A 15667-nucleotide genomic window follows, 5' to 3' on the forward strand; every position below is an offset into this window, starting at 1 on the left:
GGCCGCTCGGCCGCTCGGCCGGCGCTGTCAGACCGTCCGCAGCCAGCGCCGCAGCAGCATCCGCAGCGCGCCCGGATCGACCGGCTTGGGCAGCACGAAGTAGCCCGCCTCCTCGGCCTCGGCCAGCGCCGCCGACTTCAGGTCGCCGGTCAGCAGCGCGCTGCGCGCCTGCGGCTGCGTCTGCTGCCAGCGTTCGAGCAGCGCCAGGCCGTTTTCCTTTCCCGGCAGGCGCAGGTCGCAGAAGATGATGTCGGGCCGCAGGCCGTCCGCAAACATCCGCTCGGCCTCGGCGCCATCGGCGGCGCACGACACCCGCACGCCCCAGGCCTCCATCAGCGCGATCCAGGCGTTGCGCACGTGGCTGTCGTCGTCGACCACCAGCACCTCGCCATGCAGCCGATCCGGCATCGTGCGCTGCGCCACCGCGTCGCTGCGCATCGCGCGGATCGTCGCGACCGACTCGGCCGGGGCCGGATTCAGCGTGAACCAGAACATCGAGCCCTTGCCCGGCACCGAACGCACGCCGTAGGTGCCGCGCATCAGCCGCACGCATTCCTTGAAGATCGCCAGACCCAGGCCGAGGCCGTGCGAGCGGTCGCGCTGCGGATTGTGGACCTGGAAGTACGGGCCGAAGATCTCCGGCAGGTGCTCGGCCGGGATGCCCGCGCCGGTGTCCCAGACCTCGATGCGAACCTGCGTACCGCGCATGCGCGCGGCGACCAGCACCCGGCCCTGGCGCGTGTAGCGCAGCGCGTTCTGGACCAGATTGAACAGCGCGCGGCGCAGCAGCACCGGCTCGGCCATCGCATGCAGCTCGCCGGCGACGCGCGGCGACAGCCGCAGCCCGGACGCCTGCGCGTCGCCGGCGAACTGGTTGCAGACTTCGCGCACCAGCTGGCCGACATCGCAGGGCTCGAGCGTCGGCAGGACCTTGCGGCCTTCGAGCTTGGACAGGTCCAGCAGCGAGCGGAACAGCAGATCGATGGTCTGCGTGCCGGCCGCCACCTGCTCGACCAGCGGCCGCAGCGCCGGCGAATCGTTGCGCGCGCGCAGCGCCTCGACCAGCATCACCAGCGCATGCACCGGCTGGCGCAGATCGTGGCTGGCGGCGGCCAGGAAGCGGGATTTCTCCTCGCTGGCATGCAGTGCGCGCTCCTTCTCCTGCTGGAACTGCCGCGCCAGCCGCCGGCTTTCGCCCTCCAGCCGGATCGCGCGCACCAGCGAGCCGTGCAGGTTCAGCGCGTGGCGCGCCAGCATCAGCGCATAGATCAGCAGCAGCAGCCGGATATAGCCGCCGTGGCCGGGAAACGCGTAGCCGGCCAGCAACAGATTGGGCACCAGGATCGGAATGCCGACATAGAGCAGGTTGACCGGCGCCGGTGCCTGCGAGCTCGCGCCGCCGGCCAGCGCGCCGAGCGTCAGCACCAGCAGCACGCCGGAAAACACGGCGGACGACGACACCAGATGCAGCAGCGCGGCGCTGCCCCAGCTCAGGCCGACCAGCACCGCGACGCCGCGCATCGGGTCGCGCCACTTGCGCGTATGGGCCGAGCGGCTCAGGTGCGGGATATCGCGCAGGTAGCCCAGGTAGAACCACGTGCAGCCGGCCGCCTGCAGCAGCATCGCCGCGCACCAGGCCAGCAGCGCGCCGCGGCTTGCCTCGTGCCAGAAGGCGGCGGTGGTCAGCCCCGGCAGCAGCAGCGCCGCCACGATGCCGCTGGGCACGACCCGATGGACCGCCGCCAGCAGCTTGGCCTCGGTATCGGCGTCCAGCGGCGGCGCGGGCGGCGGAAGGATGCGCTTGAGCTGCGCGATCAGGTTGGCGGGCGGCACCGGAGGTCGGCGTGCGTGACGGCAAGAATGTGGACGCGGCATATCATGCCGACTTTCGCCGCGGCGCGCCACCGGGCCGGATCGGCCGGCGGGCGGGCCCACGCGCCGGCCGTCCCCCCCGCGCCGGCCGCGCGCTTGTGCCGCGCTTGTGCCGCGCGTGGCCGCCCTTGTGCCGCCCTTGTGCCGCCCTTGTGCCGCCCTTGTGCCGCCCTTGTGCCGCAAGGCGGGGCAAAGCGCCCGTTCCCTTTATAATCCAGCCTTTATTCCTAACCGTTTGTCGCCGTCCTCGTGAAAGTCTTCCGCGGCCTGCCCAATGCCGAGAGCCGGGCACCCTGCGCACTCACCATCGGCAATTTCGACGGAGTGCACCGGGGCCACCAGTCCCTGCTCGCGCGCGCGCGCGCGGCGGCCGACGCGCGCGGGCTGCCGCTGTGCGTGATGACCTTCGAGCCGCACCCGCGCGAATTCTTCACGCCGGACCGCGCGCCGACCCGCATCGCGCTGCTGCGCGACAAGCTCGAAAGCCTGCGCCGCAACGGCGTCGACCGCGTGGTGGTCGAGCACTTCAACGCGCATTTCGCCGCCCAGTCCCCCGAAGCCTTCGTCGAGAACGTGCTGTGGCACGGGCTGCATGCGCGCTGGGTGCTGGTCGGCGACGACTTCCGCTTCGGCGCCAGGCGCGCCGGCGACTTCGCCTATCTGCAGCAGGCCGGCAAGCGCTACGGCTTCGACGTCGAGCAGATGGGCTCGGTCTCCGAGGGCGGCGTGCGGATCTCCAGCTCGGCGGTCCGCCAGGCGCTGGCCGACGGGGACCTGGACCATGCGCGCCGGCTGCTCGGCCATGGCTATGCGATCAGCGGACACGTGGTCCATGGGCGCAAGCTGGGCCGCGACCTCGGCTTCCCGACGCTGAACCTGCGCATTGCGCACAAGCGCCCGGCGGTCAACGGGATCTTCGTGGTGCAGGTGCACGGCATCGCCGACACCCCGCTGCCGGGCGTGGCCAGCATCGGCGTGCGGCCGACTGTCGAGGACGCCGGACGGGTATTGCTGGAAGTGCATCTGTTCGATTTCGACCGCAGCGTCTACGGCAAGCTGGTGCGGGTCGAGTTCATCAAGAAGCTGCGCGACGAAGCGCGTTTCGACTCGCTGGAAGCGCTGACCGCGGCGATCGCCAAGGACTGCGCCGACGCGCGCGCCTTTTTCGGCCTGACCGAGCCCGACGCGCAGACCGCGGCGGACGCTGCCGGCAATGCCGGCGCGCCGGCGGTGCGCACCACCTCCGCCACGGACCGAATTAGCTAGCGGCCGGCTTTCGCCGCGCATGCGCGCGCAGCCGGGTCACCGCCGACCCAGCCCAATTTTCGCGCCGGCCCCGCTCCGTCCGGGCCGGGCGCTCACCGAATCGCCCTGAGAATCGTCATGTCCGACACCAAGCAAGCCAAGGCCGGCGCCAAGCCGGAGAACAAGAACGCCGAGAAGAGCAAATACCCGGTCAACCTGCTCGACACCCCGTTCCCGATGCGGGGCGACCTGCCCAAGCGCGAGCCGCTGTGGGTCAAGCAGTGGCAGGAAAAGAAGATCTACCAGGCGATCCGCGCGGCGCGCCGCGGCGCGAAGAAATTCGTGCTGCACGACGGCCCCCCGTACGCCAACGGCGACATCCACATCGGGCACGCCGTCAACAAGGTCCTGAAGGACATGATCATCAAGGCCCGCGGCCTGAGCGGGCTCGACGCGGTCTACGTGCCGGGCTGGGACTGCCACGGCATGCCGATCGAGATCCAGATCGAGAAGCAGTACGGCAAGGGCCTGCCGGTGCAGGAGGTCCAGGCCAAGGCACGCGCCTACGCGACCGAGCAGATCGCCCGCCAGCGCAAGGACTTCGAACGGCTGGGCGTGCTGGGCGACTGGGACGACCCCTACCTGACGATGAACTTCAGCAACGAGGCCGACGAGATCCGGGCGCTGGGCAAGATCCTGGAGAAGGGCTACGTCTTCCGCGGCCTGAAGCCGGTCAACTGGTGCTTCGACTGCGGTTCGGCGCTGGCCGAGGCCGAGGTCGAGTACAAGGACAAGACCGACCTGTCGATCGATGTCGGCTTCCCGTTCGCGGAGACCGACAAGGTCGCGCGCGCCTTCCACGTGCCGCTGGAAACGCTGTCGTCCAAACCCGGCTGGATCGTGATCTGGACCACCACGCCGTGGACGATCCCGTCGAACCAGGCGCTGAACCTGCATCCCGAAGTCGAATACGCGCTGGTCGACACGCCGCGCGGCTTCCTGATCCTGGCCACCGAGCGCGTCGAGGAACAGCTCAAGACTTATGAGCTCGAAGGCAAGGTCGTCGCGACCTGCACCGGCGCGGCGCTGACCGAGGTCCGCTTCCACCATCCGCTCGCCAAGATGGACCCGGGCTACGAGCGCACCTCGCCGGTCTACCTCGGCGACTATGTGACCACCGATACCGGCACCGGCATCGTCCATTCGGCGCCCGCCTACGGCATCGAGGACTTCCAGTCCTGCAAGGCGCACGGCATGCGCGACGAGGACATCCTGAGCCCGGTGATGGGCGACGGGGTCTATGCCAGCTGGCTGCCGCTGTTCGGCGGGCTGTCGATCTGGGACGCCAACCCGCGCATCGTCGAGACGCTGAAGGCCTCGGGCAACCTGTTCAACTCGCACCGCTACGAGCACAGCTACATGCACTGCTGGCGGCACAAGACGCCGATCATCTACCGCGCGACCTCGCAATGGTTCGCCGGCATGGACGTGGTGCCGGCCGACAACGGTCCGACCTTGCGCGAGACCGCGCTGGCAGGCATCGAGGCGACCGCCTTCTACCCGTCCTGGGGCAAGCAGCGCCTGCACAACATGATCGCCAACCGGCCCGACTGGACGCTGTCGCGTCAGCGCCAGTGGGGCGTGCCGATGGCCTTCTTCGTCCACAAGGAAACCGGCGCGCTGCATCCGCGCACGCCGCAGCTGCTGGAGGCCGTGGCCAAGCGGGTCGAGCAGCACGGCATCGAAGCGTGGCAGACGCTGGACGCCGCCGCGTTCCTGAAGGAACTGGGCGAGACCGACGCCGAGATGTACGAGAAAAACCGCGACACGCTGGACGTCTGGTTCGACTCGGGCATCACGCACTGGACCGTGATCCGCGGCTCGCACCGCGAGGACCTGTACGATGCGGCCGCCGATACGCCGGACGGGCGCCTGGCCGACCTCTATCTGGAAGGCTCGGACCAGCACCGCGGCTGGTTCCATTCGTCGCTGCTGACGGCGTCGATGCTGTACGGCAAGCCGCCCTACAAGGCGCTGCTGACGCACGGCTTCACCGTCGACGGCGAGGGCCGCAAGATGTCGAAGTCGATCGGCAACACCGTGTCGCCGCAGGACGTCGCCAACAAGATGGGCGCCGAGATCATCCGGCTGTGGGTGGCGTCGACCGACTACTCGGGCGAGCTGTCGATCTCCGACGAGATCCTGAAGCGCGTGGTCGAAGGCTACCGCCGCATCCGCAATACGCTGCGCTTCCTGCTGGCCAACCTGACCGACTATGACCACGCGCGCGACGCGCTGCCGCCGTCGGAATGGCTGGAGATCGACCGCTACGCGGTCGCGCTGACCGCGCAGCTGCAGAAGGAAGTGCTGTCGCACTACGACGTCTACGAGTTCCACCCGGTGGTGGCGAAGCTGCAGACCTTCTGCTCGGAGGACCTGGGCGGCTTCTACCTGGACGTGCTGAAGGACCGGCTCTATACCACCGCGCCGGACTCGAAGGCGCGCCGCGCCGCGCAGAACGCGCTGTTCCATATCACGCAGGCGATGCTGCACTGGATGGCGCCGTTCCTGTCGTTCACCGCCGAGGAAGCCTGGCAGGTGTTCGCGCACGGCACCGAACACGCCGACACGATCTTCACCAGCACCTATTACACGGTGCCCGAGATCGACCAGGCCGACGATCTGCTGCAGAAATGGCATACGGTGCGCGCGGTGCGCGCCGAGGTCACCCGGCAGCTGGAGGCGGTGCGGACCGAGGGAAGCATCGGCTCGTCGCTGCAGGCCGAGGTCTCGATCCAGGCCGGCGGTCCGGCGCTGGAGGCGCTGGCCAGCCTCGGCGACGACCTGCGCTTCGTGCTGCTGACCTCGGCCGCGACGGTGTCGCCGGCGCCCGAGGGCGGCGATCTGCTGGTGACCGTGCATCCGTCCGGCCACGCCAAGTGCGAGCGCTGCTGGCACTACCGCGAGGACGTCGGCCACGACGCCGCGCATCCGACCCTGTGCGGCCGCTGCACCAGCAATCTGTTCGGCGCCGGCGAACCGAGGAGCCACGCCTGATGGCCGCGACTACCCGTACCGCCCGCGCCCGCGCCGCCAGCAACAAGAGCCGCAGCGGCACGCCGCTGCTGTGGCTGGCCTTCGCCGCGCTGGTCGTGGTGCTCGACCAGTTCTTCAAGATCGTGATCGTGCGCAGCTTCGACTATGGAGAATCGCGCCCCGTCACAGGCTTCTTCAACCTGGTGCTGGTCTACAACAAGGGCGCCGCGTTCAGCTTCCTGGCCGACGCCGGCGGCTGGCAGCGCTGGTTCTTCACCGGGCTGGGGCTCGCGGTTGGCACCTTCATCGTCTGGCTGCTGTTCCGCCATGCCGGCCAGCGGCTGTTCAGCCTGGCGGTGTCGCTGGTGCTCGGCGGCGCGATCGGCAACGTGATCGACCGCATCGTCTACGGCCATGTGGTCGACTTCCTCGACTTCCATCTGCGCGGCTACCACTGGCCGGCGTTCAACGTCGCCGACTGCGCGATCACGGTCGGCGCGGTGCTGCTGATCGTCGACGAATTCCGGCGAGTGCGCCGGCACTGAGCCTGCGCCGAGGCGCGCCGCGCGACGAGCCGGCGCGTCCTTCGGCGCGCCGGTATCATCGACTCCCTCCCCCCTCGCATCGAAGGCCCTTCCATGGATCTGCGCGGCAAACATCTCGTACTCGGGCTGACCGGCGGCATCGCCTGCTACAAGTCGGCCGAGCTGGTCCGGCTGCTGACCAAGGCCGGCGCCACCGTCCAGGTGGTGATGACGGACGCGGCGACGCAGTTCATCACGCCGGTCACGATGCAGGCGCTGTCGGGGCGGCCGGTGTACACCTCGCAGTGGGACGGCCGCATCGCCAACAACATGGCCCATATCGACCTGTCGCGCGAGGCCGATGCGATCGTGATCGCACCGGCGTCGACGGACTTCCTCGCGCGGCTGGCCAACGGCCTGTGCGACGACCTGCTGTCGACGCTGTGCATCGCGCGCGATTGTCCGCTGCTGGTCGCGCCGGCGATGAACCGGCAGATGTGGATGGCGCCCGCGACCCAGCGCAATATCGCGCAGCTGCGCGCCGATGGCGTCGCCGTGCTCGGCCCGGGCAGCGGCGACCAGGCCTGCGGAGAGGTCGGCGATGGCCGCATGCTCGAGCCCGAGGAGCTGCTGGACGATATCGTCGCGCACTTCCAGCCGAAGGTGCTGGCCGGCCGCCGGATGCTGATCACCGCCGGGCCGACCTTCGAGGCGATCGACCCGGTGCGCGGCATCACCAACCGCTCGTCCGGCAAGATGGGCTTCGCACTGGCTCGCGCGGCGCGCGAGGCCGGCGCCGACGTGCTGCTGGTGGCCGGTCCCACCGGGCTGCCGACCCCGCGCGGCGTCGCCCGCATCGACGTGCAGAGCGCGCAGCAGATGCACGACGCGGTGCTGTCGCAACTGCGCGGCACCGACGTGTTCGTCGCGGTGGCCGCGGTGGCCGACTGGCGCCCGGCCGAGGTGTCGGAGCAGAAGCTGAAGAAGGCCAACGACACCGACACGCCGACGCTGCGCTTCGTGCAGAACCCCGACATCCTGGCCACCGTGGCCGCGCGGGCCGATGCGCCCTACTGCGTGGGCTTTGCCGCCGAGAGCGAAAACCTGGAGCAGTACGGCGAGCAGAAGCGCCGCCGCAAGGGCGTACCGCTGCTGGTCGGCAATATCGGCCACCATACCTTCGGCCTGGACGAGAACGAGATCGTGCTGTTCGACGAGCGTGGCGCGACGCGTCTGCCGCGTGCGGACAAGCTGTCGCTGGCGCGGCATCTGGTGGCGGCGATCGCCGACCGGCTGCCGGTGGAACGGCCTTGACGGGCGTCGCGTATTTCGCCGGCCCTCTGCATTGCTTCCCTCTTCCCGACCCTCTCCTCCTGAGGGGAGAGGGAGAACACAATCTCCCATCCGACCCGACTCCGATGACCCCTTCCCCCAATCCCACCGTCGAAATCAAGATCCTGGACGCGCGCCTGCACGAGTGGGGCTTGCCCAATTACCAGAGCGACATGGCCGCCGCGATCGATCTGCACGCCTGCCTGGACGCGCCGCTGACGATCGAGCCCGGCACGCCGGCGCAGCTGGTGCCGGCCGGCATCGCGGTGCATATGGGCAACCCGTATATGGCCGCGACGATCGCGCCGCGCTCGGGGCTGGGACACAAGAAAGGCCTGGTGCTGGGCAACTCGATCGGCGTGATCGATGCCGATTACCAGGGTCCGATCATGGTCAGCGTCTGGAACCGCAATGCGCCCGGCACCGAGCCGATCGTGATCCAGCCGGGCGAGCGCATCGCACAGATGATGTTCGTGCCGGTGCTGCGCCCGGTCTTCACCACGGTGGAAGCGTTCTCGAGCGAATCGGCGCGTGGCGCCGGCGGCTTCGGCTCGACCGGCGTCCATCACGGCGGGGCCGCCGCCTGACGGTCGCCTGACCATCGCCTGACGGTCTCTGACCGTCGCCGCCGCAGCGGCCGCGTCTCAGCGCTGCTCGAACAGCAGCGCGACGCCCGCGGCGGCGTGGGCCGGAATCAGCGTCTCGGTCGCGCTCAGGTCGAGGCTGGGAACGCCGGCCTCGCGCCACAGCGCGCGCGCCTGGTCCAGCGACGCCGTGCGCAGCCGGATGGCGGCATAGCCGGGCACCGCCTGGCGGATATGGCCGGTGCCGGTCGCCGCGGCAAGGGCCTGCGGGGTGGACAGCACAAGCGTCGCGTCGCCGACGGCCAGGCTGCAGACGTGTTCGCTCAGCTGGGTCAGCTCGGCGCCCATCAACTCCGCATAGGCGCGCGCGGCGGCATCGACCAGCGAGGGCGCCACCACCAGGAACATCGTCCCGATCGCCTGCGCGCCATTGGGGTGCGTCATCCATTCCGGCCGCCACAGCAGCTCCGGCGTGCGGTGCTCGCACAGGAAGAAGCGCGCGCCCGGCGCGTCGTCCATCGCGGTGACGCGGAAGATCGCCGGGTGTTCGGAGCCATCGTTCAGGCGCACCGGACGCGAGAACTCCACCGGCTCTGCGGTATGCCAGCCGCCGCCGCGCAACGCCGCGGCATCGGCCACCGCATCGTCGCTGCGGCACGACAGCGCGGCGCAGCCCCCGCCATGCTGCTGGCTGTGCCAGTAGTACTGCAGCGCCTCGCTGGGGCCGTCGACATGCATCAGCTCGAGATAGTCCCGAGCCAGCATCACGCAATGGTTCCGCGAGCCCAGCGTATGAAAGCCCCGCGGCGTCAGCGTGAAGCCGAGCCGCTGCCAGGTCTGTGCGGCGGCGTCGAGGTCGGGGCAGATCACGACGGCATGGTCGAAATGGCGCTGCGCTGCGAGGGTCGCTGTCATTGCCACTGTCCTTGCGTCACGTTGGGTCGATTGTCGGATCGAACTCTGATCGATCGCGGATCGATCATTCGAACTGGAGATTGGCATGGCGGGCCACCGCCTGCCACCTGTCGTACTCGCGCCGGACCAGCTGGCCCAGCGCTTCCGGTGTGCCGGCCACGGGCTCGAGCCCATGAGCGGCCAGCGCCGAGGCGACCCGCGGCGCGCGGATCGCGTTCGACAAGGCACCATGCAGACGGCCAACCACGGCCGGCGGCAGGCCGGCCGGGCCGAACACGCCGATCCAGCCGTAGGCCTCGAAGCCCGCCAGGCCCTGTTCCGCGACCGTCGGCACCTGCGGCAACTGCGCCAGCCTGCGCTCGCCGGTCACGGCCAGCGCCTTCAGCGTGCGCGTCTGCAGGTGGGCCTGCACGGCCGCGTAGCTGGCCAGCACCAGGTCCGCCTGGTCCGACAACACCGCTTGCACCGCCGGTCCGGTGCCCTTGAACGCGACGTGCCGCCACGACGCCCCACCTTCGCTCGCCAGTGCCTGCGCGGCCAGCTGATTGAGGCTGCCGGGGCCCGGCGACGCCACCCGGATCGGTTCGTCGCGCTGCCGCCCGAGGCCGATCAGCGCACGAACATTGTCGACCGGCAACGAAGGATGAACCGCCACCACCAGCGGATGGCGCGCCAGCTGGGAGATTGGCGTGAAGTCGCGGAAGGTGTCGTACGGCAGTTGCTTGTAGGCGATCGGCTGCAGCGCGAGGCTGTCGAAGGCCATCAGCAGCGTCTGTCCGTCGGGCCTGGCCCGGGCCACCGTGGCCGCGGCCTGCAGGCCCGCGGCGCCGGGACGGTGATCGACTACCACCGGCTGGCCGAGCGCCTGCTTCAGCCCCGGCTGCAACTGGCGCGCGACCACGTCGCCGCTGCCGCCCGGCGGAATCGGCAGCACCATCGCCACGTGGCCGCCGTAGGTGCTCGCCGACTCGCCCGGCAAAGCGTGGGCGATCAACGGGATCGGGGATGTCGCGGCCAGCGGCAGCGACTTCAGCATCAGACGACGCAGGCGAAACATCGGTGGCTCGTTCAGCTTGCCGGCAGGCATCGGCGCCGCCCATGGCGGTCCGCGCCGTACGCGGCCAAATGAATAGGGGCGGCATCGCTGCCGCCCCGTACTATTTTGCCGAAGGATAGCATGGAACTCGCGTGACGGGCCCGTCCGGCCCGCCACCCGTCCCCGCCTGGGATCAGGCCTCCGCGCGTTGCTCGCTTTCCGGCGCCTCCGGCGGCTCGGTATCGATCTCGGCGAACTCCAGCTTGATCTGGTCCTTGTCGTCCAGATCGACCACGACCTTGCCGCCCGACGCCAGCTGGCCGAACAGCAGTTCGTCGGCCAGCGCCTTGCGGATCATGTCCTGGATCAGCCGTTGCATCGGACGCGCGCCCATCAGCGGATCGAAGCCCTTGCGCGCCAGGAACTTGCGCAGCTTCTCGGTGAAGCTGGCCTCGACCTTCTTCTCGTGCAGTTGCTCTTCCAGCTGCATCAGGAACTTGTCGACCACGCGCAGGATGATTTCCTCGTCCAGCGAGCGGAAGCTGATGATCGCGTCGAGCCGGTTGCGGAACTCGGGCGTGAACATCCGCTTGATGTCGGCCATCTCGTCGCCCTGCTCGCGCGACGACGTGAAGCCGATCGTCGCGCGGTTCATCGTCTCGGCGCCGGCGTTGGTCGTCATGATGATGATCACGTTGCGGAAGTCCGCGCGCCGGCCGTTGTTGTCGGTCAGCGAGCCGTGGTCCATCACCTGCAGCAGGATGTTGAAGATATCCGGATGCGCCTTCTCGATCTCATCGAGCAGCAGCACACAATGCGGCTTCTTCGTCACCGCCTCGGTCAGCAGACCGCCCTGGTCGAAGCCGACATAGCCCGGGGGCGCGCCGATCAGACGGCTGACGGCATGGCGCTCCATGTACTCGGACATGTCGAAGCGGATCAGCTCGATGCCCATGATGAAGGCCAGCTGCTTCGCCACTTCCGTCTTGCCGACGCCCGTCGGGCCCGAGAACAGGAACGAGCCGATCGGCTTGTCGGTCTTGCCCAGGCCGGCGCGCGACATCTTGATCGCCGAAGCCAGCGCCTCGATCGCCGGATCCTGGCCGAACACCACCGACTTCAGATCGCGGTCCAGCGTCTGCAGCTTGCTGCGGTCGTCCTGGTTGACGCTCTGCGGCGGGATCCGGGCGATGCGCGAGACGATGTCTTCGATCTCGCTCTTGCCGATGGTCTTCTTCTGCTTGGACTTCGGCAGAATCCGCTGCGCGGCGCCAGCCTCATCGATCACATCGATAGCCTTGTCCGGCAGATGACGGTCGGTGATGAACCGCGCCGACAGCTCGGCCGCCGCGGTCAAGGCCGCCGATGCGTACTTGACGCCGTGGTGCTCCTCGAAGCGCGACTTCAGGCCGCGCAGGATCTGCACGGTCTGGTCGACCGAAGGTTCGACCACGTCGATCTTCTGGAAGCGCCGCGAAAGCGCCGCATCTTTCTCGAAGATGCCGCGATATTCGGTGAACGTCGTGGCGCCGATGCACTTGAGCTGGCCCGACGACAGCGCCGGCTTCAGCAGGTTGCTGGCGTCCAGCGTGCCGCCCGACGCGGCGCCCGCGCCGATCAGCGTGTGGATCTCGTCGATGAACAGGATCGCGTTCGGGTTGTCCTTCAGCGATTTGAGCACGCCCTTGAGCCGCTGCTCGAAGTCGCCGCGGTACTTCGTGCCGGCCAGCAATGCGCCCATGTCCAGCGAGTAGACGACCGCCTTCTCGAGGATGTCGGGCACCTCGTTCTTGGTGATTCGCCAGGCCAGGCCTTCGGCGATCGCGGTCTTGCCGACGCCGGCCTCGCCGACCAGCAGCGGATTGTTTTTGCGCCGGCGGCACAGGACCTGCACCACGCGCTCGACCTCGCTCTCGCGGCCGATCAGCGGATCGATCTTGCCGGCCTTGGCGAGCGCGTTCATGTTCTGGGTGTACTGCTCCAGCGGGCTTTCCTTGCCGTCGCCGCCCTCGCCCTCGGCCGTGCCGTCGCCATGCTTGGCGGGCTCGGATTGATCTTTGCGGATGCCGTGGCTGATGAAGTTGACGACGTCGAGCCGCGTCACGCCCTGCTGCTGCAGGTAGTAGACCGCGTGCGAATCCTTCTCGCCGAAGATGGCCACCAGCACGTTGGCGCCGGTGACTTCCTTCTTGCCGTTGGAGGTCGACTGGACATGCATGATCGCGCGCTGAATCACGCGCTGGAAGCCGAGGGTCGGCTGCGTGTCCACCTCGTCGGTACCAGGCACGACGGGGGTGTTGTCGACGATGAAATTCTTCAGGCTGGTGCGCAGGTCCTCGATATTGGCCGCGCAGGCGCGCAGAACTTCCGCTGCGGTCGGGTTGTCCAGCAACGCCAGCAGCAGGTGCTCCACGGTGATGAATTCGTGGCGTGCCTGCCTGGCCTCGACGAAGGCCATATGCAGGCTGACTTCCAGTTCTTGCGCAATCATGCTTCCTCCATCACGCACTGCAGTGGATGCCCTGCCTGCCGTGCGTGCGTTGACACCAGCTCGACCTTCGTCGCGGCGATATCCCTGGTATAGATACCGCAGACTCCCTTGCCTTCCCGATGCACGGTCAGCATGATTTGCGTCGCCGTTTCTCGGTCCCTGCTGAAATACTGTTGCAGGATCATGACGACAAACTCCATCGGAGTGTAGTCGTCGTTCAGCAGGACGACCTTGTACATGGCCGGCGGTTTGAGCGCCTGCTCTTTCCGCTCCAGTACGGTGCCTGCATCGCGTTGTGGGACATTCGCCAGCCGTGTAGCCATGGCTTTATTCTAACCCCTCCGCTCAAGTCTGCAATTTGGGCAAATGCTGTCGGTTTCAAGGGCAAGCTTCCAATTCAGGACCATTCCTCGACCCTCGAACCACGCCGCCCGGCGCAGCAGCGAACGGCGTGCCCGAAGGCGTGCGCCAGAGCGTTCCAATACGCTGCGCGAGCCGTCACAGTAGCACGGTTGCGAGCCGTCCCATTCCTGCCACATTGGCATCAGGGTGGGGAATGTGCCGTCTTGACAGTCTGATTGTTTGCCAGAAGAATCGTTCGGACATTCAGGTCCGGTCCCGCGAGCCAAAGCAACAGACCGGACCTCGAGTGCTCCGTGAGCAGGGAGGCCTACGGAGCCGGCAGCGGCGCCTCGACAGAGGCGCTGCAGTGTTTGGTGCAACCCCTCGTTGCATCTGCCGCTGGCCTGAGCGCCCCCCTGTTTGAAATCTGTTTTTTCGTTGGGGGAGTTTATGGCAAGCGGTACGGTCAAATGGTTCAATGATGCCAAGGGCTTCGGGTTTATCACCCCGGACGACGGTAACGAAGAACTGTTTGCGCACTTTTCGGCTATCCAGATGAATGGCTTCAAGACCCTGAAAGAGGGCCAGCGCGTTTCGTTCGAAATCGTGCAAGGTCCGAAGGGCAAGCAAGCCACGAACATCCAGAGCGCCGCCTGAGCGCGACATCGCGACCGCACCGGCCGACAGAGCGCGCGGCGGTCGCTACAGGCTTCGACGGCAGGCGTCCGGCGGGGGCAATCGAATCGTCGATTGCCGAGGCGCAGGTCGTTGAATCCTGGGGAAAAGGCCCGGCAATGCCGGGCCTTTTCCATTGCATTTCCGCCGCCTGAAAGCTGGCAAGAAAAACAAACCCCCGCTGCCTGACGGCAACGGGGGTTTTTCGCCAACGCGGTGCGCCGCGCGGCCGCGAGGCAGCGCGACGCCAGCGAAGCGGGCGATTACATATTGTCGATCATCACCTGACCGAAGCCCGAGCACGAAACCTGCGTCGCGCCTTCGAGCAGACGGGCGAAGTCGTACGTGACCTTCTTCGACAGGATCGACTTCTCCATCGACGAGATGATCAGGTCCGCGGCCTCGGTCCAGCCCATATGGCGCAGCATCATTTCGGCCGACAGGATTTCCGAACCCGGATTCACGTAGTCCTTGCCGGCGTACTTCGGCGCGGTACCGTGGGTGGCTTCGAACATCGCCACCGAGTCCGACAGGTTGGCGCCCGGCGCGATGCCGATGCCGCCGACCTGCGCGGCCAGCGCGTCGGAAACGTAGTCGCCGTTCAGGTTCAGCGTCGCGATCACCGAGTATTCGGCCGGACGCAGCAGGATCTGCTGCAGGAACGCGTCAGCGATCGCGTCCTTGACGATGATGTCCTTGCCGGTCTTCGGGTTCTTGAACTTGCACCACGGGCCGCCGTCGATCAGCTCCGCACCGAATTCCTTCTGCGCGAGCTCGTAGCCCCAGTCGCGGAAGCCGCCTTCGGTGAACTTCATGATGTTGCCCTTGTGGACCAGGGTCACCGAGGGCTTGTCGTTGTCGATCGCGTACTGGATGGCCTTGCGGACCAGGCGCTGGGTGCCCTGCTTCGACACGGGCTTGACGCCGATACCCGAGGTTTCCGGGAAGCGGATCTTCTTGACGCCCATTTCGTTCTGCAGGAAGGCGATGACCTTCTTGGCCTGCTCGCTTTCGGCTTCCCATTCGATACCGGCGTAGATGTCTTCCGAGTTCTCACGGAAGATCACCATGTCGGTCTTCTCGGGCTCGCGCACCGGCGAGGGCACGCCCTTGAAATAGCGCACCGGACGCAGGCAGACATACAGGTCCAGCTGCTGGCGCAGCGCGACGTTCAGCGAGCGGATGCCGCCGCCGACCGGCGTAGTCAGCGGGCCCTTGATCGAGACCACGTATTCGCGCAGCACGTCCAGGGTTTCGTCGGGCAGCCACACATCCGGGCCATAGACCTTGGTCGACTTCTCGCCGGCGTAGATCTCCATCCACGAGATCTTGCGCTTGCCGGCGTAGGCCTTCGCCACGGCCGCGTCCACCACCTTGATCATCACCGGGGTGATATCGAAGCCGGTACCGTCGCCTTCGATATAAGGGATGATCGGATTGTCCGGAACATTCAGCGAGAGATCCTGGTTGACCGTGATCTTCTCACCGGCCGGGACCTTGATGTGTTGGTACATGACGTCTCCAGTACGGAACGGGGGTTTTCGAACGGCCGGCGGGTTCGTGACCAGACGGCGAAATGCGGGCCTAGCGGGAGGCATTGTAACGGCCCTCGCGA

The 15667-nt window shown here is 67.7% G+C and carries 12 protein-coding genes; 6 read left to right on the top strand and 6 right to left on the bottom strand.

Annotated elements, in window-relative coordinates; all coding sequences use genetic code 11:
- Window positions 1–27: 27 nt before the first annotated feature.
- On the bottom strand, window positions 28–1875 hold the full coding sequence (locus tag FOB47_RS21920) for a hybrid sensor histidine kinase/response regulator (RefSeq protein WP_390884846.1): 1848 nt from the start codon (window positions 1873–1875) through the stop codon (window positions 28–30).
- 246 nt (window positions 1876–2121) lie between these two features.
- Here FOB47_RS21920 and FOB47_RS21925 point away from each other — a divergent pair, with 246 nt between their 5' ends.
- From FOB47_RS21925 to dut, 5 genes are all read left to right on the top strand, one after another.
- On the top strand, window positions 2122–3138 hold the full coding sequence (locus FOB47_RS21925) for a bifunctional riboflavin kinase/FAD synthetase (protein ID WP_174782120.1): 1017 nt from the start codon (window positions 2122–2124) through the stop codon (window positions 3136–3138).
- Between the two features lie 117 nt (window positions 3139–3255).
- Entirely contained in the window at window positions 3256–6174 is a 2919-nt protein-coding gene (ileS, locus tag FOB47_RS21930) for an isoleucine--tRNA ligase (protein WP_174782121.1), read from the top strand.
- On the top strand, window positions 6174–6698 hold the full coding sequence (gene lspA, locus FOB47_RS21935; RefSeq protein WP_053822447.1) for a signal peptidase II: 525 nt from the start codon (window positions 6174–6176) through the stop codon (window positions 6696–6698). Before ileS ends, lspA begins: the two co-directional genes overlap by 1 nt.
- Before the next feature lie 93 nt (window positions 6699–6791).
- Window positions 6792–7991 (top strand): bifunctional phosphopantothenoylcysteine decarboxylase/phosphopantothenate--cysteine ligase CoaBC, encoded by a 1200-nt coding sequence (gene coaBC / locus FOB47_RS21940; protein WP_053822448.1) that lies wholly within the window; start codon window positions 6792–6794, stop codon window positions 7989–7991.
- A 104-nt stretch (window positions 7992–8095) separates the two neighbouring features.
- Complete coding sequence (dut, locus tag FOB47_RS21945; protein ID WP_053822449.1) at window positions 8096–8596, top strand: dUTP diphosphatase; 501 nt, start codon at window positions 8096–8098, stop codon at window positions 8594–8596.
- 57 nt (window positions 8597–8653) lie between these two features.
- Here dut and FOB47_RS21950 read toward each other — a convergent pair whose 3' ends face one another.
- The 4 genes from FOB47_RS21950 to clpS all read right to left on the bottom strand — a co-directional run bounded on the left by FOB47_RS21950 (window position 8654) and on the right by clpS (window position 13358).
- On the bottom strand, window positions 8654–9508 hold the full coding sequence (locus tag FOB47_RS21950) for a VOC family protein (RefSeq protein ID WP_174782122.1): 855 nt from the start codon (window positions 9506–9508) through the stop codon (window positions 8654–8656).
- 64 nt (window positions 9509–9572) lie between these two features.
- Window positions 9573–10565 carry a tripartite tricarboxylate transporter substrate-binding protein gene (locus FOB47_RS21955; protein WP_232962917.1) on the bottom strand — a complete coding sequence of 331 codons (993 nt, stop codon included), beginning with the start codon at window positions 10563–10565 and terminating at the stop codon, window positions 9573–9575.
- A 172-nt stretch (window positions 10566–10737) separates the two neighbouring features.
- Complete coding sequence (gene clpA / locus FOB47_RS21960; RefSeq protein WP_053822451.1) at window positions 10738–13035, bottom strand: ATP-dependent Clp protease ATP-binding subunit ClpA; 2298 nt, start codon at window positions 13033–13035, stop codon at window positions 10738–10740.
- A complete protein-coding gene (gene clpS, locus FOB47_RS21965; RefSeq protein ID WP_006578051.1) occupies window positions 13032–13358 on the bottom strand; it encodes an ATP-dependent Clp protease adapter ClpS in 327 nt (108 codons plus the stop codon). The genes clpA and clpS overlap by 4 nt, the downstream gene beginning before the upstream one ends.
- Window positions 13359–13827: 469 nt before the next feature.
- Here clpS and FOB47_RS21970 point away from each other — a divergent pair, with 469 nt between their 5' ends.
- A complete protein-coding gene (locus tag FOB47_RS21970; protein WP_006578050.1) occupies window positions 13828–14034 on the top strand; it encodes a cold-shock protein in 207 nt (68 codons plus the stop codon).
- 281 nt (window positions 14035–14315) lie between these two features.
- Here the strand turns inward: FOB47_RS21970 and icd are convergent, their stop codons facing one another.
- Window positions 14316–15566, bottom strand: coding sequence for an NADP-dependent isocitrate dehydrogenase (icd, locus tag FOB47_RS21975; protein WP_023263378.1), 1251 nt, complete (start codon window positions 15564–15566; stop codon window positions 14316–14318).
- Window positions 15567–15667: the final 101 nt, after the last annotated feature.

The sequence above is a fragment of the Cupriavidus gilardii genome, from assembly GCF_013347325.1.
Classification (GTDB): Bacteria; Pseudomonadota; Gammaproteobacteria; order Burkholderiales; family Burkholderiaceae; genus Cupriavidus; species Cupriavidus gilardii.